Origin of the sequence: Pseudomonas sp. FR229a (genome assembly GCF_030209115.1) — a bacterium.
In the GTDB taxonomy this organism is placed as follows: Bacteria; Pseudomonadota; Gammaproteobacteria; order Pseudomonadales; family Pseudomonadaceae; genus Aquipseudomonas; species Aquipseudomonas moraviensis_A.
On record NZ_JARVSP010000013.1, the window covers coordinates 74,961 to 98,963 of the forward strand.

The 24,003-nt window shown below is 59.5% G+C and carries 26 protein-coding genes; 10 read left to right on the forward strand and 16 right to left on the reverse strand.

The genetic code is table 11. From position 1 onward, the window contains the following. Window positions 1-59: 59 nt before the first annotated feature. On the forward strand, window positions 60-683 hold the full coding sequence (locus QRN33_RS12050; RefSeq protein WP_285408725.1) for a glutathione S-transferase family protein: 624 nt from the start codon (window positions 60-62) through the stop codon (window positions 681-683). A 163-nt stretch (window positions 684-846) separates the two neighbouring features. Here the strand turns inward: QRN33_RS12050 and QRN33_RS12055 are convergent, their stop codons facing one another. The 4 genes from QRN33_RS12055 to ptrR are packed head-to-tail and all read right to left on the reverse strand — an operon-like array spanning window position 847 to window position 4,607. Next, a complete protein-coding gene (locus tag QRN33_RS12055; protein ID WP_285408726.1) occupies window positions 847-2,169 on the reverse strand; it encodes a hypothetical protein in 1,323 nt (440 codons plus the stop codon). A gap of 51 nt (window positions 2,170-2,220) precedes the next feature. Next, window positions 2,221-2,871, reverse strand: coding sequence for a hypothetical protein (locus tag QRN33_RS12060; protein ID WP_285408727.1), 651 nt, complete (start codon window positions 2,869-2,871; stop codon window positions 2,221-2,223). Continuing rightward, a complete protein-coding gene (locus tag QRN33_RS12065) occupies window positions 2,868-3,689 on the reverse strand; it encodes a hypothetical protein (protein WP_285408728.1) in 822 nt (273 codons plus the stop codon). The genes QRN33_RS12060 and QRN33_RS12065 overlap by 4 nt, the downstream gene beginning before the upstream one ends. A gap of 30 nt (window positions 3,690-3,719) precedes the next feature. Next, window positions 3,720-4,607 carry a putrescine utilization regulator PtrR gene (gene ptrR, locus QRN33_RS12070; protein ID WP_285408832.1) on the reverse strand — a complete coding sequence of 296 codons (888 nt, stop codon included), beginning with the start codon at window positions 4,605-4,607 and terminating at the stop codon, window positions 3,720-3,722. 103 nt (window positions 4,608-4,710) lie between these two features. On the opposite strand from ptrR, the gene QRN33_RS12075 reads away from it, so the two are divergent. Continuing rightward, window positions 4,711-6,102, forward strand: a complete 1,392-nt coding sequence (locus QRN33_RS12075) for an aldehyde dehydrogenase family protein (protein ID WP_285408730.1) — start codon at window positions 4,711-4,713, stop codon at window positions 6,100-6,102. Window positions 6,103-6,758: 656 nt separating this feature from the next. Here the strand turns inward: QRN33_RS12075 and QRN33_RS12080 are convergent. Beyond that, complete coding sequence (locus QRN33_RS12080; RefSeq protein ID WP_285408732.1) at window positions 6,759-7,928, reverse strand: acetyltransferase domain-containing protein; 1,170 nt, start codon at window positions 7,926-7,928, stop codon at window positions 6,759-6,761. Window positions 7,929-8,110: 182 nt separating this feature from the next. On the opposite strand from QRN33_RS12080, the gene QRN33_RS12085 reads away from it, so the two are divergent. Together QRN33_RS12085 and QRN33_RS12090 are read left to right on the forward strand one after the other, a co-directional pair. After that, entirely contained in the window at window positions 8,111-8,707 is a 597-nt protein-coding gene (locus QRN33_RS12085) for a paraquat-inducible protein A (RefSeq protein ID WP_042606737.1), read from the forward strand. Further along, complete coding sequence (locus QRN33_RS12090; RefSeq protein ID WP_083352561.1) at window positions 8,704-9,390, forward strand: paraquat-inducible protein A; 687 nt, start codon at window positions 8,704-8,706, stop codon at window positions 9,388-9,390. Before QRN33_RS12085 ends, QRN33_RS12090 begins: the two co-directional genes overlap by 4 nt. Here QRN33_RS12090 and ydiJ read toward each other — a convergent pair. Then, window positions 9,323-12,349 carry a D-2-hydroxyglutarate dehydrogenase YdiJ gene (gene ydiJ / locus QRN33_RS12095; RefSeq protein WP_285408735.1) on the reverse strand — a complete coding sequence of 1,009 codons (3,027 nt, stop codon included), beginning with the start codon at window positions 12,347-12,349 and terminating at the stop codon, window positions 9,323-9,325. The genes QRN33_RS12090 and ydiJ overlap by 68 nt on opposite strands. A 157-nt stretch (window positions 12,350-12,506) precedes the next feature. Between ydiJ and QRN33_RS12100 the strand changes: the two genes are divergently transcribed. After that, entirely contained in the window at window positions 12,507-13,391 is an 885-nt protein-coding gene (locus QRN33_RS12100) for a LysR substrate-binding domain-containing protein (protein ID WP_083352559.1), read from the forward strand. A 97-nt stretch (window positions 13,392-13,488) separates the two neighbouring features. Here the strand turns inward: QRN33_RS12100 and QRN33_RS12105 are convergent, their stop codons facing one another. Continuing rightward, window positions 13,489-14,763, reverse strand: a complete 1,275-nt coding sequence (locus QRN33_RS12105) for a glucarate dehydratase family protein (RefSeq protein WP_285408737.1) — start codon at window positions 14,761-14,763, stop codon at window positions 13,489-13,491. Window positions 14,764-14,793: 30 nt separating this feature from the next. Continuing rightward, the gene (locus QRN33_RS12110) at window positions 14,794-16,161 is read right to left on the reverse strand and encodes an MFS transporter (protein WP_285408739.1); all 1,368 of its coding nucleotides are present in this window, start codon (window positions 16,159-16,161) and stop codon (window positions 14,794-14,796) included. A gap of 119 nt (window positions 16,162-16,280) precedes the next feature. On the opposite strand from QRN33_RS12110, the gene QRN33_RS12115 reads away from it, so the two are divergent. Further along, the gene (locus tag QRN33_RS12115) at window positions 16,281-17,180 is read left to right on the forward strand and encodes a LysR family transcriptional regulator (protein ID WP_064363475.1); all 900 of its coding nucleotides are present in this window, start codon (window positions 16,281-16,283) and stop codon (window positions 17,178-17,180) included. A gap of 140 nt (window positions 17,181-17,320) precedes the next feature. On the opposite strand, the gene QRN33_RS12120 is transcribed toward QRN33_RS12115, so the two are convergent. Both QRN33_RS12120 and QRN33_RS12125 read right to left on the reverse strand, forming a co-directional pair. Continuing rightward, window positions 17,321-17,926 (reverse strand): DUF6338 family protein, encoded by a 606-nt coding sequence (locus QRN33_RS12120; protein ID WP_285408741.1) that lies wholly within the window; start codon window positions 17,924-17,926, stop codon window positions 17,321-17,323. Window positions 17,927-18,113: 187 nt separating this feature from the next. Next, on the reverse strand, window positions 18,114-18,449 hold the full coding sequence (locus QRN33_RS12125) for a hypothetical protein (protein WP_064363476.1): 336 nt from the start codon (window positions 18,447-18,449) through the stop codon (window positions 18,114-18,116). Between the two features lie 184 nt (window positions 18,450-18,633). On the opposite strand from QRN33_RS12125, the gene QRN33_RS12130 reads away from it, so the two are divergent. Next, window positions 18,634-18,873, forward strand: a complete 240-nt coding sequence (locus tag QRN33_RS12130; protein WP_042606728.1) for a hypothetical protein — start codon at window positions 18,634-18,636, stop codon at window positions 18,871-18,873. A 61-nt stretch (window positions 18,874-18,934) separates the two neighbouring features. Here the strand turns inward: QRN33_RS12130 and QRN33_RS12135 are convergent, their stop codons facing one another. Next, entirely contained in the window at window positions 18,935-19,132 is a 198-nt protein-coding gene (locus QRN33_RS12135) for a DUF2188 domain-containing protein (RefSeq protein WP_065616154.1), read from the reverse strand. Between the two features lie 219 nt (window positions 19,133-19,351). Here QRN33_RS12135 and QRN33_RS12140 point away from each other — a divergent pair, with 219 nt between their 5' ends. After that, complete coding sequence (locus QRN33_RS12140) at window positions 19,352-19,714, forward strand: NUDIX hydrolase (protein ID WP_042606726.1); 363 nt, start codon at window positions 19,352-19,354, stop codon at window positions 19,712-19,714. 2 nt (window positions 19,715-19,716) lie between these two features. Here the strand turns inward: QRN33_RS12140 and QRN33_RS12145 are convergent, their stop codons facing one another. The 3 genes from QRN33_RS12145 to QRN33_RS12155 form a co-directional block, all read right to left on the reverse strand. After that, entirely contained in the window at window positions 19,717-19,959 is a 243-nt protein-coding gene (locus tag QRN33_RS12145; protein ID WP_285408742.1) for a DUF1652 domain-containing protein, read from the reverse strand. Window positions 19,960-20,063: 104 nt separating this feature from the next. Beyond that, entirely contained in the window at window positions 20,064-20,963 is a 900-nt protein-coding gene (locus QRN33_RS12150) for a polysaccharide deacetylase family protein (RefSeq protein ID WP_285408743.1), read from the reverse strand. Between the two features lie 133 nt (window positions 20,964-21,096). Continuing rightward, on the reverse strand, window positions 21,097-22,044 hold the full coding sequence (locus QRN33_RS12155; protein ID WP_123419350.1) for an ABC transporter substrate-binding protein: 948 nt from the start codon (window positions 22,042-22,044) through the stop codon (window positions 21,097-21,099). 406 nt (window positions 22,045-22,450) lie between these two features. On the opposite strand from QRN33_RS12155, the gene QRN33_RS12160 reads away from it, so the two are divergent. Further along, the gene (locus QRN33_RS12160; RefSeq protein WP_042606722.1) at window positions 22,451-22,723 is read left to right on the forward strand and encodes a hypothetical protein; all 273 of its coding nucleotides are present in this window, start codon (window positions 22,451-22,453) and stop codon (window positions 22,721-22,723) included. 44 nt (window positions 22,724-22,767) lie between these two features. Here QRN33_RS12160 and QRN33_RS12165 read toward each other — a convergent pair whose 3' ends face one another. Beyond that, window positions 22,768-22,914: a hypothetical protein gene (locus tag QRN33_RS12165; protein ID WP_165839201.1), complete on the reverse strand. Its 147-nt coding sequence runs from the start codon at window positions 22,912-22,914 to the stop codon at window positions 22,768-22,770. A 130-nt stretch (window positions 22,915-23,044) separates the two neighbouring features. On the opposite strand from QRN33_RS12165, the gene QRN33_RS12170 reads away from it, so the two are divergent. Beyond that, window positions 23,045-23,431: a DUF2784 domain-containing protein gene (locus QRN33_RS12170; RefSeq protein WP_042606721.1), complete on the forward strand. Its 387-nt coding sequence runs from the start codon at window positions 23,045-23,047 to the stop codon at window positions 23,429-23,431. Here the strand turns inward: QRN33_RS12170 and QRN33_RS12175 are convergent. After that, a complete protein-coding gene (locus QRN33_RS12175; protein WP_252872975.1) occupies window positions 23,428-23,955 on the reverse strand; it encodes a DUF3087 domain-containing protein in 528 nt (175 codons plus the stop codon). The two genes, QRN33_RS12170 and QRN33_RS12175, sit on opposite strands and share 4 nt — an antisense overlap. Window positions 23,956-24,003: the final 48 nt, after the last annotated feature.

The following is a 24,003-nucleotide window of genomic DNA, read 5'->3' on the forward strand; positions in this document are numbered from 1 at the left end:
GGCCTTGGCTTTTGCGCTATGGTATTTTTCTGCGTCCGACACCAGGAGAAGGAAATCCCATGCTGCGAATTCTCGGCAAAGCCTCATCGATCAATGTGCGCAAAGTCCTGTGGACCTGCGCCGAACTGGACATCCCGTTCGAGCGTGAAGACTGGGGGTCGGGTTTCAAGTCGCCGAACACTCCGGAGTTTCTCGCGCTCAACCCCTGCGCCATGGTGCCGGTGATTCAGGACGGCGATTTCACCCTGTGGGAATCCAACACGATCATTCGGTATCTGGCGACGCGCCATGGCGGCGCGAATTTGTATCCCGCCGAGCCGATCGCCCGGGCGCGGGTCGATCAGTGGATCGACTGGCAGGCCTCGGAGCTGAATCGCTCATGGTCGTACCCGCTGATGGCGCTGGTGCGCAAGTCGCCGGATTATCAGGACCGCGACGCCCTGGCCGCTGGCTGCCGGGACTGGACGCGGAACATGCAAATCCTCGATCGCCAACTGCACAAGACCGGCGCTTACGTCAGTGGCGAGCAGTTTTCCCTGGCGGATATTCCGATCGGGCTGTCGGTCAATCGGTGGTTCGAAACTCCGCTCGATCACGGGGACCTGGCTGCGGTGCGCGCCTACTACGATCGCTTGAATCAGCGCGACGGTTATCGTTTGTACGGGCGCAACGGCACGCCGTAACGTGTCCGTTTCAAAGATGGAATGATGCACGCCGCCCCTGAACTCAGCGGGCCGACCTTGCGCATGAGATTGCCGGCACAGATGAGTTAATGAGTGGTCTGTCCACCAGAATCCAGCACCAGGCTGTAGGCTGTTGACCTCGAGACTACCTCCGGCGGATGGCTCAAAGCATTAGTTCCAGTTCGGCTTCACGCGCAAATAGAGAAGAAATGTCTATCGACGTGGGCGAGGCAAACGCGCTGAAGTCAATCGACCAGGGTTCGCGGGAGCCTGGGGTATAAGCGAGCGCCCCCAGTTCATGCAGTACCGCCGCCAGGGCACTGGTGTCGGGTGGATTACCCTTTTGTCCGGTTGCTTCAAAGTACGCGCTGCCTACGCCTTGCCGACTTTTTCCGGCACCGACTTGTGTCGCGCTGTTGGCCAATGGAAATTGCCCGGTTGAGAACCGGCGCTGCAAGTTGTTCAGCATCGCGTTAATCACATTGACCGAGAAGTGGCGACCATCCTCCAGGTGGATACCGTCCGCGTCGATCCGATAATGGAATCGTTTGCCTCGAGCCGCCGTATAGCACTCAAGCCACTCACCCGCGCCGTGAGGCTGGAGTAAAGACTGTGCGTCCTGGATATCACCGTTGGCGGGCAAGTCATAGCCGATCATGAATAAAGCCGCTTCGAGGCAACGTAGCCCGGGTATTGCCGAATCGCGTTTGAAGGCACTGGCAGGTACCCGAGTCAGGACTTGCGCCAGAATCCAGCTCGCCCTCAGGTTCCAGACCGCGTGATGCTCACCGGCGATCAAGCGGGGAAAGTGATAGCGGCCCGTGCGTGGATTACGATTCTTCGGCGCTTTGGCGTCACTCCCCTCCTTGGCGGGCGCCCAGGGAAACGCGAGCTCACCGGGTACGGCTGAAAGGTTCCGGTACTGACAATACTTGACGACTATCCAGCCCAGTGCAGCGGCTACCCGGCTGTCATAAATGATGAAGTCGTCGACCAGCAGAGAATAAATCTTGGTCATTCCGGCGTTGAAGCGCAGTTGGCCCCGGTTGGCCAAGAGCGGATGAGCAAGATCGTCGCTGGCCAGCGCCGCTGCGGTGGTTTTCAGTATCTGCGTCAAACGCGTGGATTGCGCGGTCAACCATCGGACATTCCCCGCACGCACCCCACCCCACGCCATCACCTTAGTACTCGCCTCGAGTGGGGCGCTGGCGTCATCCGAGGTGATCGCTATTCGCAATGCACCACGTAACGCACTCAGTGCAGCATGACTGCTGTCCAGATCGTCACCCGCGGGAACCCCGAAGGTGCCTCGATGCTTCCAGTAATACTTGCCGCATGCATCCTCCAGCCCCGCAAATGCTACAGTTTCTTTGCGATGGCGATCGAAATATGAATGGGCGAACAGCGATTCGTGATGAAGATTGTTGGCGAGCCAATCGATGAAGTCATTGACGCTGGCTGTTGCCAGATACTCTGTGCGATGCATGGGCTGTCCTTGCGGTTCAATTCGAATGTCGGCCTAAATGATCACGAGAATTTAACGCGGCAGAACGCGGTAGTGCCCGGGTTTGCCTTCCACAGGTGCATACCTCACCGCGCGCGAACCTGATAGCGCGCGATGCGCATCGCCACCTGAAAGCAGCACCTTCAGCGGATTGACAATCAGCGCCTGCACATCGGCAGGACTGTTGATATCGGTCAAATACAGGCTGTAGCACCACTCATCGTCGTACTGTGAGTGGTTCCATCTGAACAAGCGGTCGGACTCCAGGCCCAATTCGAATTCGGTATCCAGCTCGATCGGAAAAGTCATCAGGAACTCTTCGAAATCAATCGCTGCCCCCCACCAACCGATATGCACCAGAGGCTGGTGATTATCGTCGGCACAAATTCCATCTTCCGAAAGACTGATCTGCACGACGATATAGCCGCAAACAGAGCGTTTAGGCTTGATGACTACGGGAAGCGAAAATCCCATTTGTGCGCATAGCCAGCCCTGCTCGTCATTGGCGAATGCTTCGATCCATTGGCCACCAGCGCGATAGCGATCAGCAATCTCCGGCGCCAGCAACAGGCGGCTCACTTCCTCGCGGATCAATTTGGCCAAGTGGTCGCACTCGGCGCCGACCTTTGAAATAAAACGGATGCTCTGCGTAATCGAAGGACCGATATCTAAAACAGAATTCATGGTGTCGGGTTCCAGAAACAGTGAAGTGGCGTAATTGGGTTCGCAGGGAAAGAAGGCGCTGCGATTTCATGGAAACCGCCTACTGGTCGCCAAAAAACAGGGCTTCGCAGGGTTGTCGGCGGATTGCCGAGACCATGAAAACCCTGAAATCGCACGATACCCAGTTTGTCGAGAAAGGCCGTCGTTTGCCTGATCCACGTCTGGAGCCCGGCAAATTCGGTTCCGATATGGCGCAAGCTGTTCAAGACGCTGAACCATGAGTGCAGGATCAACTGGCCCTTCCACACATCGTGACTACTGACGGCGTTGAGGCCGGAACTGATATCGGGCGCTATGAAAAGATGATAAGCGTTTTTACGCTCTGCTTCGGTGAGGTATTCCAGCCATTGACGTTGTAACTGACACTCGCCGCTCAGTGGCGCGTTCCACTTGAATTCGACCAACAAAATGCGTCGCTCACCCGAGGGCCATTCCAGCTCGACAACCAGATCCGGTTCGATTCCACGCCTGGGCCAAAAGCGCATCTTGACGTAGCTGGCGGGTCCAAACGGAAAAGCCGGCGAGACACCGTGTCCCGGGCGTTCCACAAGACCGCGCCAAAACAGCTCGACAGCACTCGCAGGCATATAATCGAGCGGCCCCATGATCAGTGCGGTGATTTCATCTTCTTCACAAACCCGCTTTTCGCCAATTTCGCGGTGGCCGAGGTAACGTTTGTAGAGCTGACTTTTACGTTGATGGAAGGCATGCAGCATTGTGTGACATCCCTGTTTGAGCAGGGCCGAATGATGGCCTTTAGCCTTATCAAACGCCAGCACAAAATTTATTCATGCGTGTTCAGCTTCAGCTCAGGCTGTTTCAGGCTCGGCACTCACCACGCCACGCTCCTCAAGCAACCGCACGAACATGCTCAGACTGCGCGACACCGTGCCCCGACGCCACACCAGCCAGGTAGTCAGATAGCGAAAATCCGCCGTCAGCGGCCAGACGCTGACCGTCGCGCTGCCGGGCATGCTTTGCAGCATTTTGCGCGGCATCAGCGCCAGGCCGGCACCGGCGCTGACGCAGGCGAGCATGCCGTGGTAGGACTCCATTTCGAAGATCTTGCCCGGTACGGCAGCGTCAGTGCTGAACCATTTTTCGAAATGGTGACGGTAGGAACAGTTGGAACGAAAAGCGTAGATATTTTCGCCATTCACGTCCGCCGCACGCTCGACCGGTGAATGATTGAGCGGCGCGATGATGACCATTTCCTCCTCGAACGCCGGCACGCCTTCCAGGGCCGGATGCAGTACCGGGCCGTCGACAAATGCAGCGGCAAGACGCCCGGACAGCACGCCGTCGATCATCGTCCCCGATGGCCCGGTCGAGAGGTCGAGGTCGACCTTCGGATGCTGCTGGTTGTACGCCGCCAGCAGTTCAGGAATGCGCACTGCAGCAGTACTTTCCAGCGAGCCCAAAGGAAATGCGCCTTGGGGCTCCTCCCCCGCCACCGTGGCCCGGGCTTCCTGCACCAGATCGAGAATGCGCCGCGTGTATTCGAGAAAACTCCACCCGGCCGGCGACAAACGCAGACGGCTTTTCTCGCGGATGAACAGATCGACGCCGAGATCCTGCTCCAGCTGTTTGATGCGCGTGGTCAGGTTCGACGGCACGCGGTGAATCTGGGTGGCGGCGGCGCTGATGCTGCCGTGCTCGGCCACGGCCTTGAAGATTTCCAGTTGCACCAGATCCACAGGCATTCTCCAATCGTGAAAGAAACGATCTTTATTATTCAGTTTCCAGAAAACAAACACCACCCTACTCTTGGCCCATCCGACGAACATGAAGGACAACGCCATGAGCCAGATTTCCAGCCAGACCCACGCCCTCTCGATCAACCCCGCCACCGGCGAGCAGATCGGTCACTACGCGTTTGAATCCGCCGCTGTCCTCGATGCAGCACTGACCCGCGCCGCTTACGGCTTCGGCAAGTGGAAGCGCAAGCCGCTGCAGGATCGCTCAAGCCTGCTGACCGCTCTGGCCGGCGCGCTGCGTGAAACCTCAGAAGCGATGGCGACGATGATCACCCAGGAAATGGGCAAGCCGATCACTCAGGCCCGTGGCGAAATCGAGAAATGCGCCAAGCTCTGCGAGTGGTACGCCGAACACGGCCCGGCCATGCTCGATGCTGAGGCCACACAAGTTGAAGGCGGCAAGGCGCGCATCGAGTATCGTCCGCTCGGGCCGATTCTGGCGGTGATGCCGTGGAACTTCCCGATCTGGCAGGTACTGCGCGGCGCGGTGCCTACGCTGCTTGCCGGCAACACCTACGTGCTTAAGCATGCGCCGAACGTGATGGGCAGCGCTTACCTGCTGCGCGATGCGTTCGTCCGCGCCGGTTTCCCCGACGGCGTGTTTGAAGTGCTCAACGTCACACCGGAAGGCGTTTCCACCGCCATCGCCGATCCGCGCATCGCCGCCGTGACGCTGACCGGCAGCGTCCGCGCCGGCATGGCCATCGGTGCTCAGGCCGGTGCGGCGTTGAAAAAGTGCGTACTGGAACTGGGCGGCTCCGATCCATTCATTGTGCTTAATGACGCCGATCTGGATGAAGCCGTGCATGCGGCGGTGGTCGGTCGATATCAGAACTCCGGGCAGGTCTGCGCGGCTGCCAAGCGCCTGATCATCGAACAGGGAGTGGTCGAGGAATTCACGCGTAAGTTCGTCGAAGCTACACGCCAGTTGAAAATGGGCGATCCGCTGAACGCCGACACTTACATCGGGCCGATGGCGCGTTTCGATCTGCGTGACGAACTCGATCAGCAAGTGCGCGACACCCTTGAAGAAGGCGCGACGCTGTTGCTTGGTGGCAGAAAGGTCGAAGGCGCCGGCAATTACTATGAGCCGACGGTACTGGCTGATGTCACTGACCGCATGACTTCGTTCAAACAGGAACTGTTCGGCCCGGTCGCCTCGATCATCACCGCACGCGATTGCGCGCACGCCGTGGCTCTGGCCAACGACAGCGATTTTGGCCTGACCGCGACGATCTACACCGCCAACGTAGCGCTGGCCCAGCAACTGACCAGCGAACTGGAAACCGGCGGCGTGTTCATCAACGGCTACTCCGCCAGCGACCCGCGCGTGACCTTTGGCGGCGTGAAGAAGAGCGGCTTCGGTCGTGAGCTGTCGCACTTTGGCGTACGGGAATTCTGCAACGCGCAGACCGTGTGGCTGGATCGCAAATAAGCCAATCACGGTAGCAATTGTGGGAGCGAGCCTGCTCGCGAAAGCATTCTGTCAGTCGCCGAAAGTATTGACTGGCACACCCTCTTCGCGAGCAGGCTCGCTCCCACAGGGGCACGGCGGCGCAGGTGAGTCGGGGCGCAACACCCTTCCACTGTGGGAGCGAGCCTGCTCGCGAAAGCATTCTGTCAGTCGCCGAATGTATTGACTGGCACACCATCTTCGCGAGCAAGCTCACTCCTACAGGGGGACGGCGGCGTATGTAATGTGGGGCGCAACACCCTTCCATTGTGGGAGCGAGCCTGCTCGCGAAAGCAGTCTGTCAGTCGCCGAAAGTATTGACTGGCACACCCTCTTCGCGAGCAGGCTCGCTCCCACAGGGGCACGGCGGCGCAGGTGAGTCGGGGCGCAACACCCTTCCACTGTGGGAGCGAGCCTGCTCGCGAAAGCATTCTGTCAGTCGCCGAATGTATTGACTGGCACACCATCTTCGCGAGCAGGCTCGCTCCCACAGGGGGACGGCGGCGTATGTAATGTGGGGCGCAACACCCTTCCATTGTGGGAGCGAGCCTGCTCGCGAAAGCATTCTGTCAGTCGCCGAAAGTATTGACTGGCACACCCTCTTCGCGAGCAGGCTCGCTCCCACAAGTCCGCGCAAGTTACAGATATTTCAACCAGCTGATGTCCCGGCGCCGCGCTTTCAGTTGCGAAAACCAGCGCACTGCCGGGTACAACACCACGGCAAGAACCACCGCTGCCAGCCACACCGCCGCCACCGTTGAAAAGCCGAAATAGCTGCCCTGATTCAGGCCGAACAGCGCCACGCCAATCAGGTACAACACTTTCAACACGTACAGATGCAGCAGATAGAAAAACATCGGCGCCGAGCCGAATACGGTCAGCCAGCCAATCCAGCGGCGACTCTGCACGCGCTCGAAGGCGAGCAGCAGCAACAGGCCGGAGCTAACGGTCAATGCGATGAACAGCAGTGACGGCGGGTACTTGGTGATGTTGAAAAAGCTCATCAGCGTCTGCACCAGCGAATCGCTGACCGCCCACGGTTTCTCGCCGTAGCCGTTGATCAAGCGCAGTGCCGCAAACCCCAGCAACCCACCGACTCCGGCAAGCAGCAAACGACGCTGACGCACCGCCGCATCCATACCTCGGGCAAACCACGGGCCCAGCGCATAACCCAGACCGATCACACCGATCCACGGCAGCAGCGGGTACGAGGTACGCAAGCGCAGGGTGTCGCTGATCTCGATCCAGCCTCGATCATGCAGAATCGCCCAAGGCACATGCAGCGCCGACTCCACCGGGAAGTGCAGCGTATCAAGCAAGTTGTGCCCGGCGATGATCGCCAGGCTCAGCGTCAGCAGCACCGCGCGCGGCAACCAGACCAGCAGGGCCAGCGCGATCATGCTCAGGCCGATCGCCCAGATCACTTGCAGGTAGATCACGCTGGGCGGTAACTGGAACGTCCAGGCGAAGTTGACGAGAGTGAATTCCAGCGCCACCAGAAATAATCCGCGCTTGAACAGAAACGCGCTGACATCGGCTTTGCCGGCGTATTTTTCACCGTACAGCCAGGCCGACAATCCGGTCAGCAAGACAAATACCGGCGCACACAAATGCGCCAGCGTGCGGCTGAAAAACAGCGCCGGCTCGGTGCTGGCGATGTCCATCGGGTCAGACACCTGGCGGTGCAGCAGGAAGGTTTCGCGGACGTGATCGAGCAGCATGAACAGGATCACCAGGCCTCGGAGCGCATCAATGGAGAGCAGCCGGCCAGTCGTCAATGGGGCAGAACGGGGAAGCACAGGGGTCATGGATCTTTCGCAATCGAGAGGGATAACACCGGACGGCCGCACCGCCGCCCGCAAATTCGCGTTACCTTATAACATCAAAAAAGCAAAACCCAAACATCTCAGGATCAAGGTTGCCCATCGGCCCCGGCCTTCTATAGTGAACAGGTCTGCCCTGCCGTCGCGGCCTTCCTCGAGCGTTGTCCATGGTCAACACCGAACACCTGATCATCTGCGAGCACTGTGATTGCGTGTACGAAAAAGTCGTGCTAGCCAAGCACCAGAAAACCCTATGCGTGCGCTGCGGTGGCGTGCTGCAGCGCTTCAACGGCCTGACCATCGAGCAGCGTCTGGCGCTGACGTTCACGGCGGCGATGCTGTGGCTGTTTGCCAATTTCTATCCGGTGATGAGCATCAGCCTCAAAGGCATGAAAAACAGCGCGACGCTGTGGGATTCGGTGCTGGCGCTGAGCCAGGGACCGATCACGTTTATCGCCATGGTCGCGGCGATTGCGATCATCATCGCCCCGGCCTTTCAGCTGGTGCTGCTGGTCTGGGTGCTGGGTTTTGCCCTCGGCCTGCGTCGGGCACCGGGGTTCAATCTGTGCATGCGCTGGCTGGAAACCCTGCGCCCGTGGAGCATGCTTGAAGTGTGTCTGCTGGGGGCGATGGTCGCAGTGTTCAAACTCGCCGGCCTGCTCGATGTGCTGCCCGGGATCGGCCTGTTCGCCCTGGCGGTGCTGAGCCTGATGATGATCCGCATCGCCGGCCGGGACATCCGCGAACTGTGGGACATTTTATGAAGCGTCCGCCGACCGCCAGCGAACTCAACCTGTGCCTGTGCCACAGCTGTGGCCTGGCCTGCGATATGACCGACGAGCCACACGAGTGCCCGCGCTGCGATGCGCCGTTGCATCGGCGCAAGACCAATTCGCTGGCGCGCACCTGGGCGTACATGCTCGCCGCGCTGGCCTTTTATGTTCCCGCCAATCTGCTGCCGGTCATGAACACGGTGATGCTCGGCAACGGCGCCGACAGCACGATCATGAGCGGCGTGCTGGAGTTCTGGGAAGCCGGGGCGTGGGACATTGCCTTGATCATTTTCATCGCCAGCATCGCGGTGCCGGGGATCAAATTCGTCGCCCTGACCCTGCTGCTGATCACCGTCCAGCGAAACAGCGATTGGGCGCGCAGGGAACGCTCGAAGTTATATCGCTTCGTCGAGCTGATCGGTTACTGGTCGATGCTCGACGTGCTGGTGGTCGCGCTGGTCGCGGCGCTGGTGAAATTCCAGGCGCTGGGCGATATCGAGCCACGACCGGGCATCCTGTTCTTCGGCCTGGTCGTGGTGTTCACCATGCTCGCGGCGATGAGTTTCGACCCGCGCCTGATCTGGGACCAGGACACCAGCGACACGATCAGCGACGCAGAGCCTCCAGCAACACCTGCAACGGATGGCGCAGCGCCCGATCCGACTGGCGCTTGACCTGGCTGCGGCAGGAATAGCCGGTCGCCAACGCCTCGCCCTGCTCCGCCGGCGCCTGCACCTGACGCGCCCACGACTGCTCGTAAATCAACGCCGACGTCTGGCGATTGCGTGCCTCGTGGCCGTAGGTGCCGGACATGCCGCAGCAACCGGTGGCTTGCGTCGCCAACTGCAAACCCGCACGTTCGAAAACCTGTTCCCACTGCCGGGTCGCGGCCGGCGCGTTGGTCTTCTCCGTGCAATGGGCGAGCAGACGAAACGCTTTGGCCTGGGCCTGAGGCGTCTGCTCCGGCATGACTTCGAGCAACCATTCCTGCACCAGCGCCACTTGCGGACAGGCCTGCAGGCCCGGGACTTTCAAGTACTCCTGACGGTAGACCAGGGTCATCGCCGGATCGAGCCCCAGCAGCGGCACGCCAGTCTGCGCCAGCGCCTGCAGTTGCTCAGCGTTGCGCAACGCCGCCCGATTGAACGCCGAAAGAAAGCCCTGCACATGCAGCGGTTTGCCGTTGGCGCTGAACGGTGCCAGATACACCTGATAACCCAGGCGCGAAATCAGCTCGACCAGATCCGCCAACAACGGCGCTTCGAAGTAGCGGGTGAAGGCGTCCTGCACGATGACCACGCTGCGTTCGCGTTGCTCCGACGTGAGCGTCGACAGTGTCGCAACCGTCGCTGGCTGCACCTGCCAACGACGCATCGCCGCGTGGAAATCGAAACGGCTGAGCAACGGCACGTCGACCATGCCGCCGATACGCGCCAGTGCGCCACGCACCCAGCCAGCGCCCATCAAACCGTTATACAGCGCCGGAATTCGCGCCATGTACGGGATCGTATATTCCAGCGAAGCAATCAGATAATCCCGCGCCGGACGCAGGTAACGGCTGTGATACAGCTCAAGAAAGCGCGAGCGGAATTCCGGCACGTTGACCTTGACCGGGCATTGCCCCGCGCAGGATTTACAGGCCAGGCAACCGGCCATGGCGTCATACACCTCATGGGAAAAGTCCGCCGACGGATCGCGACTGTTACGCCAACGCTGCCACAGCGTGCGGAAGAACGCCGGTTGGCGAATCGCATCCGAAAGCACGTCAACACCCGCCTCGCCCTGCAACCGCAGCCATTCGCGAATCAGCGAAGCGCGGCCCTTGGGCGACTGCGCACGCTCGCGGGTGGCTTTCCACGACGGGCACATGGCGTCATCGGGATCGAAGTTGTAGCAGGCGCCATTGCCGTTGCAGTGCATGGCCGCGCCGTAGCTTTGCCAGACCTTCTCGTCGATCTGCCGATCCAGCTCGCCACGCAGGGTCACTTCATCGATCTTCAGGAGCGCCGCGCCGCCGTTGGCAGGCGTGGCGATCTTGCCCGGGTTGAACTGGTTGAACGGGTCGAACGCTGCTTTCAAGGCTTGCAGCGCTGGATACAGTTCGCCAAAGAATGCCGGCGCGTACTCCGAACGCAGGCCCTTGCCATGTTCGCCCCAGAGCAGGCCGCCGTAGCGCTGGGTCAATGCCGCGACACCATCGGACACCGGGCGCACCAGCGCCGCTTGCTGCGGGTCTTTCATGTCGAGGATCGGCCGCACGTGCAACACACCGGCGTCGACATGGCCGAACATGCCGTACTGCAAACCATGGCTATCGAGCAGGTCGCGCAGTTCGGCGATGTATTCGGCCAAGTGCTGCGGCGGCACGGCGGTGTCCTCGACGAAGGGCTGCGGGCGGGCTTCACCGGCGACGTTGCCGAGCAGGCCCACCGCACGTTTGCGCATGCCGTAGACCTTGTTCACCGCTGCCTGACCGACCGCCAGCGTGTGGCCCAAGCGCTCCACGGTGCGATCATTTTTCAGGTGTTCGACGAACACTTCGACGCGACGCTGCAAATCTTCGGGGTCGTCGCCGCAGAACTCGACAAGGTTGATCCCCAAAGTCGGGCGCTCAGCGTTTTCGGGAAAATACTCGGCAACACCGTGCCAGACGATGTCCTGCATCGCCAGCAACAAGACCTTGGAATCGACGGTTTCAATCGACAACGGCTTGAGCGCCATCAACGCCCGCGCATCGCGCAGTGCATCCATGAACCCGGCGTAGCGGATATTGACCAGCATCGTATGTTTGGGGATCGGCAGCACGTTGAGACGCGCTTCGACGACAAAGCCCAGCGAGCCTTCCGCGCCACAGAGTACGCTGTTGAGATTGAAGCGCCCGTCGGCCTCGCGCAGGTGCGCCAGGTCATAACCGGTCAGGCAACGGTTGAGATCGGGGAAGCGTGCCTTGATCAGCTCGCCCTGCTCATCAATGATCTGCCGTGCACAACGATGGACTTCGCCGACCCGGTCATTGCGCGCGCACTGCCTTTCAAGCTCATCCTCCGTCAGTGCCAGACCGTGCAAACGCTCGCCGCCGCGCAGGATCATCTCAAGTTCCAGCACATGGTCGCGGGTCTTGCCGTAGGTGCAACTGCCCTGGCCACTGGCGTCGGTATTGATCATGCCGCCGACCGTGGCGCGGTTCGAGGTCGACAATTCCGGAGCGAAAAACAACCCGGCGGATTTCAACGCGGCGTTGAGCTGATCCTTGACCACCCCGGCCTGCACCCGCACCCAGCGCTGTTCGACGTTGATTTCCAGGATGCGGTTCATGTGCCGCGACAGGTCGACGACGATGCCGTCCGTCAGCGACTGGCCGTTGGTGCCGGTGCCGCCGCCACGCGGGGTGATTACCACTTTCTCGTACGCAGGCTCGGCGATCAGCCGTGCTACCCGCGCCACATCGCCCGCATCCAGCGGAAACACCGCCGCTTGCGGCAGGCGCTGGTAGATCGAGTTATCGGTAGCGAGCACCACGCGGCTGGCGTAATCGGCGCTGATTTCACCGCGAAAGCCGCTGTCTTTCAGGGCCGCGAGGAATTGTTGGTAATCGCCGGTCAGGGCTTTGGCGGGCGACAGCTGGGCAATCATCGGTCAGGTCATCTCGGTCAAATCGGGCTGTGTGGCGGTGAACAGTTGTGCGCAACGAATGATTGCGTCAGGCTCCGCCATCTGATTGCGCCCATGTTCATTGCTGGCAAACCTTGGAACAAGCGTAAATTCGGCCCGCTATCAATGAGTTTTACGAATGAATCCGCGCACCCTCACGCCGTCCATGTCGCTTCTGCTGGCTTTCGAGGCCGCCGCTCGCCACGAGAGCTACACCCGCGCCGCCCATGAACTGTCACTGACGCAGAGCGCGGTCAGCCGGCAGGTACAGATTCTCGAGAAGATGCTCGGCATGCGCCTGTTCACTCGCGAAGGCCGGCAGGTGGTACTGACCGATGTCGGGCGCATGTATCAGCGCGAGCTCGCCGAAGCCCTTGGGCAGATTCGCAGCGCGACGTTGCAGGCGATGGCGTTTGGTTCGGGCATTCACAGCCTGCGCCTGGCGACGTTGCCGACCTTCGGGTCGAAATGGCTGCTGCCACGGCTGAAGGATTTCTACACGGCGCACCCGGGCATGACCGTGCACCTGCACTCGCGGATCGAGACCATCGACTTCGACACCAGCGAAATCGACGCCGCCATCTGCGTTGGCGGGGGTGAGTGGCCAGGCCTGACTGCCCTGCCCTTGCACACCGAAGAACTGGTGGCGATTGCCAGCGCGCAGCTGTCGGAAACTGAACGCGACGAGGCCGAGGGGAACATCGCCGGGCAGTTGCTGCTCAACGTCAGCAGCAATGCCCAGGCGTGGGCGGAATGGTTCAGCCATCATCAACTGCCGCACCGCAGCATGAGGATCGGGCCGAGCTTTGAGATGACCTCTCACTTGATTCAGGCGGTACGCGCCAATATCGGCGTGGGCCTGGTGCCGCGAATTCTGGTCGGGGAAGAATTGCTCAAGGGCGAATTGCTGCAACTGGGCGAGCCAATTACCAGTCGGCGCAGCTATTACCTGGTGTATCCGCCGCGCAATGAGAATCTGCCTTCGTTGAAGGCGTTCAGGGATTGGCTGCTGGAGACGCTTTGACAGCACCGGCGCCATCGCGAGCAGGCTCACTCCTACAGGGGAGCGCATTTCAAACTGTAGGAGTGAGCCTGCTCGCGATAGCGCCAAATCAGACACCTCAGAATCGGGGCTTGACCGCCCGCCAATCCGCCTTGTACCGCTGCATCTGCCGCACATCATCCCTCTGGCGAATCCCGCAGGTCAGGTACTGATCATGCAGCTTGCCCAGTTGCTCATGATCCAGTTCCAGCCCCAGCCCGGGCGCCCTGGTGATCTTCACGCAGCCATCGACGATCGGTAGCTTGCCGCCCTTGATCACTTCCTCGTCCGGCTCCTGCCACGGGTAGTGAGTGTCACAGGCGTAATCCAGATTCGGCACCGCCGCCGCGACGTGCGCCATGGCCATCAGGCTGATGCCCAGGTGCGAGTTGGAATGCATCGACACGCCGAGGCCGAATACCTCGCACATTTTCGCCAGCGTCTGCGTATCACGCAGACCACCCCAGTAATGGTGGTCGGCAAGGACAATCTGCACGCTGTTCTGCGCAACGCTGCGGCGGAACTCGTCGAAATCGGTGACCACCATATTGGTCGCCAGGGGCAGACCGGTGCGCTTGTGCAATTCGGCCATGCCATCAAGGCCAGGGGTCGGGTCTTCGTAATACTGCAGATCATCGCCGAGCAGTTCGGCCATGCGAATCGCCGTCTCCAGCGACCAGTTGCCGTTTGGGTCGATGCGCAGCGGAAATCCCGGAAAGGCTTTTTTCAGCGCCTTGATGCACGCCACTTCATGCTCCGGCGGCAAGGTGCCAGCCTTGAGCTTGATGCTCTTGAATCCGTACGCCTCGATCATCCGCGCGGCCTGCGCGACGATCTGCTGCTCGTTCAGCGCCTCGCCCCAGTTGTCCGGCTTGTAAGGCGAGTCGATATGTTCGGCGTATTTGAAAAACAGGTAGGCGCTGAACGGCACTTCCTCGCGGATCGCCCCGCCGAGCAGGTCCACCAGCGGCACATTGAGGTAGTGCGCCTGCAAATCGAGAAACGCCACTTCGAATGCCGAGTAGGCATTACTCACCGCTTTACTGGCGTGGGAACCGGGCGCCAGTTCGGCGCCAGCGATGCTTGCGGGTTTATTCGCCGCCACGGTGGCTTGCACGATCGCGCGCAATTGATTGAGATTGAACGGATCAAGTCCGATCAACTGACTCTGCAATTGTTGCTGGATCGCCAGCGCCGGGGCATCGCCGTAGCTTTCGCCGAGGCCGATGTAGCCGTTGTCACTCTCGATCTCGATGATCGAGCGCAGGGCAAAAGGTTCGTGGATGCCACTGACGTTGAGCAGTGGCGGATCGCGGAAGGCAATCGGGGTGACGCTGACACGGGTGATTTTCAAGATGACGCTCCTGACAGATCAACAATCGATTCAGTGGCTCGCAGCCGGACGAACCGGCGCCACAACGGCGGCTTCGTCACTTGGCTTTGCCGGGTTTTGGCCTTTGGCGCCGGGCGCTGTGCGGGCGAAGAAGATCACCACGGCGGCGACCAGCGATGTCGCTGCCAGGCCATACAGGCCGCCTTCGATGGAGCCGGTGGTTTGTTCGAGAATGCCGAATGCGGTCGGCGCGACAAAGCCGCCAAGGTTGCCAATGGAGTTGATCAGCGCGATCACCGCCGCAGCGATGCGTGCATCCAGATAGCTTTGCGGGATCGGCCAGAACAGCGCCGACGCCGCTTTGAAGCCGATGGCCGCGAAACAGATGGCGACGAAAGCAAACACCGGCCCGCCCGTGGTCGACATGAACATGCCGATGGCCGCGATCACCAGGGTCAGCGCGACCCAGGCTTGTTGGAATTTCCACTTGCCGGCCATCGCTGCAAAGCCGTACATGGCGACAATCGAAATAATCCAGGGAATCGAATTAAGCAGCCCGACCTGGAAATCACCGAGGTTGCCCATCTTCTTGATCATGCTTGGCAGCCAGAACGTCGCGCCATAAATGGTCAGGGCAATGGAGAAATAGATGAAGCAGAACAGCGCGATCTGCCGGTCGGCCAGCAGCTTGAACATCGACGGCTTGGCGACTTGTACCGCTTCGCGGGCGCGCTGTTCCTCGGCAATCGCCGCGACCAGCGCGTCTCGCTCTTCCTCGCTGAGCCATTTCGCTTGCCGCGGATGCGATTGCAGCCAGAACCAGACGAATGCGCACAACACCACCGAGGCCGCGCCTTCGATCAGAAACATCCACTGCCAGCCGTGCATGCCCAAACCGCTGATATGCAGCAGCGCACCGGAGACCGGGCCGGAAATCACCGAGGCAATTGCCGAGCCGCTGAGAAACACCGCCATGGTTTTGCCGCGCTCGGACGCCGGCAGCCACTGGGTGAAGTAGTAAATGATGCCCGGGAAGAACCCGGCCTCCGCCGCGCCAAGGATAAAGCGCAGTACATAGAAACTGGTTTCACCCTGGACAAATGCCATGGCCATGGCCGCAGCGCCCCAGGTGAACATGATCCGGGTCAGCCAGACCCGCGCGCCGTAGCGCTGCAACAACATGTTCGATGGCACTTCGAACAATGCGTAACCGATAAAAAACAGACCGGCACCCAGTCCATAAGCCGCCGCGCCGATGCCCAGATCGGTCTCCAGATGGCTGCGCACGAAACCGATGTTGACCCGGTCGATGTAATTGACGATGAACATCACTACGAACAGCGGCAGCACATGACGCTTGACCTTGGCGGCGGCGCGGGCAAGCACCGTGATGTCCGGCGGACTCTGGAGGGTTTTCAAGGGGCGACTCCCGATCTTGTTTTTTTAGGGATGGCTTGAAGCGATGAGCCGATCATGGACGCCGCGCATTGATCCCGTCTAATCTAAACTGGCATTCGATTGATACCCGGATTAGATCAATGTTCGAACTCACCCAACTGCGCTGTTTCACCACGGTCGCCACGGAACTCAACTTTCGCCGCGCCGCCGAACGCCTGAACATGACCCAGCCGCCGTTGAGTCGGCAGATTCAATTGCTCGAACATCACCTTGGCGTCGAGCTGTTCACCCGCAGCACCCGCAGCGTTGCGCTGACGGCTGCGGGCCGGGCGTTTTTCGTTGAAGCGCAGAATCTGTTGGAGCGCGCACAGCAAGCGGCGGTCACCGCACGCCGGTTTGCCGAGGGCGATATTGGTACGGTGAACATCGCGTTCGTCGGCAGCGCGGTGTATGAGTTTCTACCCAAGGTGATCGCCGAAGCGCGACTCAAGCAGCCCCAAGTGAAGATCGATCTGGCAGAGATGAACACCTATCAGCAACACGAGGCGTTGAGGGCTCGCCGTATCGACTTGGGCATCGCCCGAGCGCCATTGCAGGAACCGGGCTATGCCACCGAATGCCTGGTGCGCGAGCCGTTCGTGCTCGCGGTACCGAGCGGGCATCGGCTGGCAAACGCGGCTGAAGTGTCAGTCGCTGATCTGGATAAACAACCGTTCCTGATGTACTCCCATGAAGCTTATCCGCCGTTCAACGAACTGTTGACCGGCACGCTGCGTTCAGCGCGGGTGGCACCGGATTACGTGCAATGGCTGGGGTCTTCGCTGACGATTCTGGCGCTGGTCAACGCCGGCATGGGTCTGGCACTGGTACCGCGTTGCGCGACCAGCGTGGTGTTCAGGAATGTGGTGTTTCGCGAGATCGATCTCGGCGAAGGGGTGCAGAGCGAGCTGCATCTGATCTGGCGGGAGAACAATGACAACCCGGCGTTCGCGATGTTGCTGGAGGCGATTCGCCGGGCGGTGGTGGAGGGTTGGGGCTGAAAATTATCGTGGCAACCGGTATTTGAGCGGAGGTGGAGCGCTCGGTGCCTTGATCAACGGCTCCTCCAGCGGTTTGCCGTCAGGCCCTGTGAAAAGGCGTTCGTATTTCTCTGGCATTGGTCGCGGCGCTCTTGCGGTCGTCATGATGAACCCTCTGATATCGGGCTGAATTCAACCCACTTAACTTGCGCGGAATCTATCAGCAAAATTTCTGCACCAAAAGGCGTCGACTTGCCATCCTCATTGACCCAACGTGGATTCTGCATCACGAACTGCCCGCAACTGGATTCGGACGGCCACTCGACCGGCCAGCCAAACACGCGCCTCTCGTCATGTAAATGCAGGGTTATGAACCGGTCGAACTGGGCAAAAGCGCAGAACCATTCACTCGGATAAGAAGATTGTTTCGTGACGTTTCGCCGGCGTAACCAGCCATGCAATTTGTCATTCGTGGCCAGGTAACAGGCAAACAATCCCAGCATCAGCGAAAACACAAATGCCCAGAGCGTTTGCGCCCGATCATCCCAGCGCCCTAATGAAAACCCCTTCGAGCCGATCCACAGACAGAGATTGCCCACCGACAACACCGCGCCCTGAATCACAAACGTGAATATCAGCGCCTGTACGATCTGACCAAATGTATCTGGCCGTTTGAACACGGTGAGTGAATAGAAGATCCAGGTCGATAGAAACCCGGGGATGAGGTATTGCAACAGCGGAATGATTTCCTTGACCAGATCATCCATGATCCGAGGCTCCTTTTCGTTATGCCGATCCCGTCACGGGCCGACATTCGAAGCCTAGTTCACGATCCTGCAGCGCCTTGCGGACAACTGTCACAGGCCATTGCTGGCAATTAACGGATCTCCATCCAGGAAAAAAGGCAGACACCGGGGATTCGGTGTCTGCCTTTGCTGTGAATCAGATGCGTGGCTACAGGCAGTCACGCACCGATTGGCGCAGCGACCCGGACTTGGCCCATGGCGGCCCTTGGTAAAGGGACACTTTGCTGCCGTCCTTGTACTTGACGATATCGAGAATCTCATCCGCCGTGATAATGCTCGGCGCGGTAATTCGATAGCCGTTGGAAATCGACGTCTGCGCAGTCTTGGCGACGTCCTTCTGCCACAACGGTAACAAACATGCCGCATATTCTCTGGGAGGCTTGTCACTGGTCTTGCTGAGGTTTGGCTCGCCCGGCACCAACGATGCTGGTAACGAGCAACCCGTCAACAGGGCCAATGCCAAAGTGCCGATCCATACGCGCATGCTGTTTACCTGATCTGAAAAAAAGCGAATGTACCGTTTAACCGCGTGCACATCCATCGTGGCACCCCGCCGTTATCGGCGAACGGACAATTTTTTACATCGGTTCAGCCGAGCGTCAGATGACCCGGTTGCATCTGGAAAAATGCGACTACTCTTTTCTACCGAGAATGTTCTGGAGGTGATCATGCGGCTCAATGAATACGAACACGAACTTCAACGGGATCTGCAAAGCGTGGCGTCCGACCTGAGATGGTCGGCAGTCGACCTCAAGCGCATCGCTGAACAGCTGCGCAAATCGGGTAACGAGGCAGACGCCCAGACCGTTTTGCGCTCTTGCGAAATCCTGCAAAGCGACGAGGAAAGATTGCAAGGTTATGCCAAGGAGGTAAAAGCCCGGACCATCAGCCGATCCAAAATCCACTGACGCCGATGCGCCTGCTTCAACAAAAAAGCCCCGGTCGCAACCGGGGCTTCATGACTACATGTCAACCGACTTTGTGACTCTGCACCGGCCTGGAGCGTTTTTTATAGCCGGGAAGCGCCGCCGCATAGGCCATCGCCTCCTCCCTGCTGGTGAATGACGCCAATCGGTCGCCCTGCGTGCAGACCCGCCAGGGGCCGTTGTTCACACTGAGCACGTCATAACCGTTCATGTGCAGCTTGTTCAGCATTGGAATGCTCATGAGCACCTCCTTTTTGCCAACGGTGTTTTCGGTGTACGTGTTCACCTTACACCGGGTCCCCGCTGCGGTGTAAACCGGATGTCGCGCCCCTCAATGTCAATAGGCCGGCACTTTCCCCCATGCAGAAGGTTCCCAATTAAACGGGAACCTTTAAACCCGCGCACGGCTCGAATATTGCAGTTCAATTACAGTTTTATGACAACAACCAGCAAGGCATCCATGAAAGTACGCGCTACCGTCATCTGCGAGCAGGACCGTCACATCCTCCTCGTGCGCAAACCCCGTCATCCGTGGTCATTGCCCGGCGGCAAGGTCGAGCGCGGGGAAACCCGCGCGGCCGCTGCCGTGCGCGAGTTGCAGGAAGAAACCGGGCTGAATGCCGATGAAGTGCTGTACTTGATGGACCTGCGGTCCGGTAGCACGCGGCATCACGTTTACGAGGCCTCAGTGGTCAACATCGACGATGTCCGCCCACAGAACGAAATCGTCGATTGCATCTGGTTTCCGCTCGATGCCGTGCACAATCTCGAAACCAACGACGCCACGCGGCGCATCGTGCAGGCCTTTCAACGGCGTTTATAAAGTCAGCCGGCGAAAGCCCGGCGTCCCGCGTTCATTTCAGTGCGCAACTCAGCGATGAAATTGGAAATGTCCCGGATGGTCACCAGATGTTCGGGAGAAACGCCATCCAGCAACAGTTCAACACGCCCGCTGCCCGGCTCATACACCTCGATGCGCAACAACCCCTGCGCCGTTGGCGCGCAATCACATTTGTAGTTAGGGAAGCCTGACTCGACGATGCGACAAATATCGGCAATGGCAAGCATGGACGGACGCCTCGCAGGCGGAATCGATCCAACGAGCTTAGATGCAGGAAGTGTTCATTGCCCGGCCCGAAAATGCCAAGCCGATCACAGATTACTTACGCCACTCAATGTGCGTCGTGATCCCAGATCCAGTTCCACATTCCGGGCAGATTCACCGGTTCAGCGCTTTGCTGGACAGTACGCGCCAGCGCAGCTTTTTCCAGCGCGGCCTGATCGTCGTAGAACGGCTTGTCCGCCAGTCTGACGCCGGTTGCCGCCGCGCTATCGAGCAGAATCTGCAGATATTCTCGGGTGTGACGCGCCGTGTAGCGATTGAGATCATGGAACGTCACCACCACGGGAATCACACCGTCCACCGTCGGCAATTGCCCAACGGCGATGCGTTCGCGCACTTCGGACAACTGCCGCAGCATATTCGCGCGACGCCGGGGACTGGCATTGAAGCCCCAGACCTTGCCGTCATTGGCGCTGAGATCCGTGAGCAAAACCTGCAAGCCGTGCTTCTGGTAGGCCGTGAATGTGCGTTTGTCATAGTTCCAGAATGGCGGGCGCAACAGCTTGGGCGGCGCTCCAGTGATAGCTGCGATGTCGGCGCTGCCCTCGGTCAGCGACTGCTCCAGTTCTTGCGGATCAAGCGAGCGATGGTTGGTGTGCCAGTGAGTCGCGGTGTGAAAGGCCAGAATATGCCCCTCAGCGTGTTCACGACGCATCAAGCTGCGACCGATCTCGCTGTCACCTGCCCGAGGCGCCCGGGTCTGCACGAAAAACACGGCTTTGATGTTTGCCTGCACAGCGTTGCTTTTGAGGCTGTCGAGCACCGTGGCCGTGGGATTCCACAAACCTGAAGCGCTGGGGCCATCATCGAACGTCAGGAGAAAACGTACGGGTGCCCGGGCCTGCAGACGGGTTTCGGTTTGCGCGGTCATTTCGACCGGCGCGGCGATGCAGCCGGCCAGACCGAACGCGACGAGCGCAGCACAGAGAAGTTTGCATCCGGAAGTCATGTTTCGCCCTGAGTCCGGCGATAGCCGTCGTGTTGTCCAATGGCAAAACTCCCTCGCCCTTGTCCTTTCCTGCGCTGCTGCCAGCGAGCGCAGGTTGGATAAGGTACACAGGGTTTGGTTCCGATGCTGGTTTTCAGTGAGTCAAGGCTTGTTGAAACGAAGTGTCGATGATGCCTGCCGTCGCCAGAGGTGCGGGCAGTGCTTTGACTTTGAACAGGAAGTCCGCCGTGCTCTGCAGATCCGCTGCCGCCTGCTGATCCACCGGTCCGACGCTCATGTGCGCCTGGCGCAACCAATGCCGCGAGACCGTCTGATCGAGGTTGGCCTTTTTTGCCCAGAGGTCAGCGTACTCGTCGGTATGGTGATCAACCCAGGCTCGCGCTTGTTTCAATCGTCCGAGAAAATCAGCAATCGCCGCACGCTTGCTGTCGATGGAGGGAGTCGAAGCCGCGATGGCGCTCAGCCCTGGCATCAGGTTTTTCGCCGTCAGGATCGGCCGAGCGCCAGAGAACACGATCTGTTGCGAGATATACGGTTCCCACACCGGAAAGGCGTCGATGCTGCCCTGCGGCAAAGCGGCGGCCGCGTCGATCGGCATCAGCTTGACGAAGTCGACGTAGTTTTCCGGCAGACCACCCTGCTCCAGAGCGCGCAAGGTCAGTTGCTGGCTCCAGGCTCCGGGCCAGTAAGCGACTTTTTTTCCCTTGAGGTCGGCGATGGTTTTCACCGGCGAATCCTTGGGCACCAGTAAGGCAATGGTGTCGGGGTTCTGCCGCGATACGCCAATCAGTTTCACTGGTGCCTGTTTGGCAGCAAGGAAAAGGAAACCGGAATCGCCGAGAAAACCCAGATCCAGCGAGCCGGTTTGCAACGCTTCAGCGAGCGGCGCGGCAGCCTGGAAGTGTTTCCAGTCGACTGTGTAAGGCGCGTCTTTCAACACACCTGAGGCTTCGACCGAAGCACGGATGTTGTAGTAGTTCTGATCGCCGACGTGCAGGACTAAAGGCTCCGCGGCGTAGGCCAATGGCGAGGTCAACAAGGCAATGGTCAGCGAGCGGCGTAGGAAACGAGACAGCTTCATGGCGAGTCCTGCAATTGAGATTTGCATAGACCATAACGCTCTTGAATTTAATTTTTAAATTCTAATTTTGCATAACGTAATCACGGTATTGCGCACCGTCGAGGCAGACTGGCGGGCGAGCAGTTGAACGAAGGATCGACTAAATATCTACCGATTCGGCGCGTTATCCGAACATGCCTTGCATTGATTCCTCAGCGTTACAAAAAGTGTTTCAACCGCGAAACAGCCTCGATAAAACAGCCGTTTGAGCGAATCAACCGCCTGTCTGACATTTCGACTGTCATACATACATTTTCTCGCGCTGCGGATAGCATGCGCGCCGCCTTTCCGATTGGTATACCAGTTGACCAAAGAGTCAAAGAGATCAGGAATCCATCAACAACTTTCAAGCCTTGCAGAGAAATAAGTGAGCGACGATTTTGCAATCAAACAGGTCAGCGGCCTGAAGTGTGTCCATCTGTCCAAGACAGAACGCCTGGAACTCGACTGTTTTATCGGCCATTACATCAAGACCCGAAACCTGCACAGCGTGCCCGACATCGAACGCACCCTGCGCAGCACCCTCGAGGGTTACCCCGGCCATCCGCCGGTGATGGTCAATGAGCTCAATGCGTGGATCGATCGAACGTTGGGGTATCGAGCGACATACCCGGACTTCACGCAGCTGGAAGACCTCTGAAACGCGAAGAGCCCCGCTGATGCGGGGCTCTTCGTATGCGTCGTTCAAGGCTTCAGAGGACGCTCCTGATCGCGCTCCGACAGCTCGCGGCTGTCATCATGCTTCCAGGTTTTCTCCTCCCTTCTCTTCTGCCGCTCGATCTCGGCCTCTGTCGGCTCATCTTCATCGGGACGCGTTTGCTCGTTCGCCATGTGCATCTCACCTCTGAACAAGTTGATCATTGTTAAAGGGTAGAACACTTTTCCTGATCCGAATTCACCAAGGAATTTTGTCTCGCGCGGCGTACCATAGCGCCATTCATCTTCACGTCAGGAAGACGCCATGCTGTACCGAATCGCCGCCGACGGGCTGGTGCTGTTTCACTTGAGTTTCATCCTCTTCGTCCTGCTCGGCGGGCTGTTGGTGCTGCGCTGGCCACGGCTGATGTGGCTGCACCTGCCAGCGGCAGCCTGGGGCGTGGCGGTCGAGGTGTTGCACCTGACCTGCCCGCTGACCTACTGGGAAAACCTGATGCGCCACGCGGCCGGGCAGACCGAATACGCCGGCGGCTTCATCGAGCATTACATCTGGCCGATCATCTACCCGGCAGGTCTGACCCCGCAGATTCAACTGGCGCTCGGCAGCGTGGTACTGGCGATCAACCTGATCGTCTACGCGCGACTGCTGCGCTCGTGGAAACTGCGCCGCGCCCGGCGCATTCCGTTTTAACGCGAGGCCGGTTTCAATGTCTCCAGCCATTGCGGATCGAAGCGTGGCTGGTGTGGATCAAGGCCCTGCGCCTGCATCCGCGCCTTATGCTGTTCGACTTCGTCACGCAATTGGCCGTGATCGCTCGAGTTGCCGTCCAGCTCGTGCATCTGCAGCAATCCCAAATGGTAGAAACGCAACACCTTCATCGCCGTCGGATCATCGCTTTGCACCGCCGCTGTCACCTGATGCATCACATTGGTGATGCTCATCAAGTTGCGCTTGAGGCGCCAGCCGTATACCGCCGGCGCCATCCAGGTCTGATGCCAGAACCGCCCGCGCAACAGCGCTGCCGTCAGCAGAAACGCCACGAATACGCCGCCAACATTGAATCGCAGATTATCCCCGTCGGGCTCACCGAACATTGCCACCGCGACGGACGAAAACAGCATCGCCAGCAGCAGGAACAGCACCGCGATGATGACTGTGCTGCGGCGGGTCTGCTGGCGAAAGGTAGCGGGGTCCATCGGCTGAATCTCGAACATCGAAAATGACTTCCCTGAGTGACAAGAGGCGCAACGGAAAAAACTCGC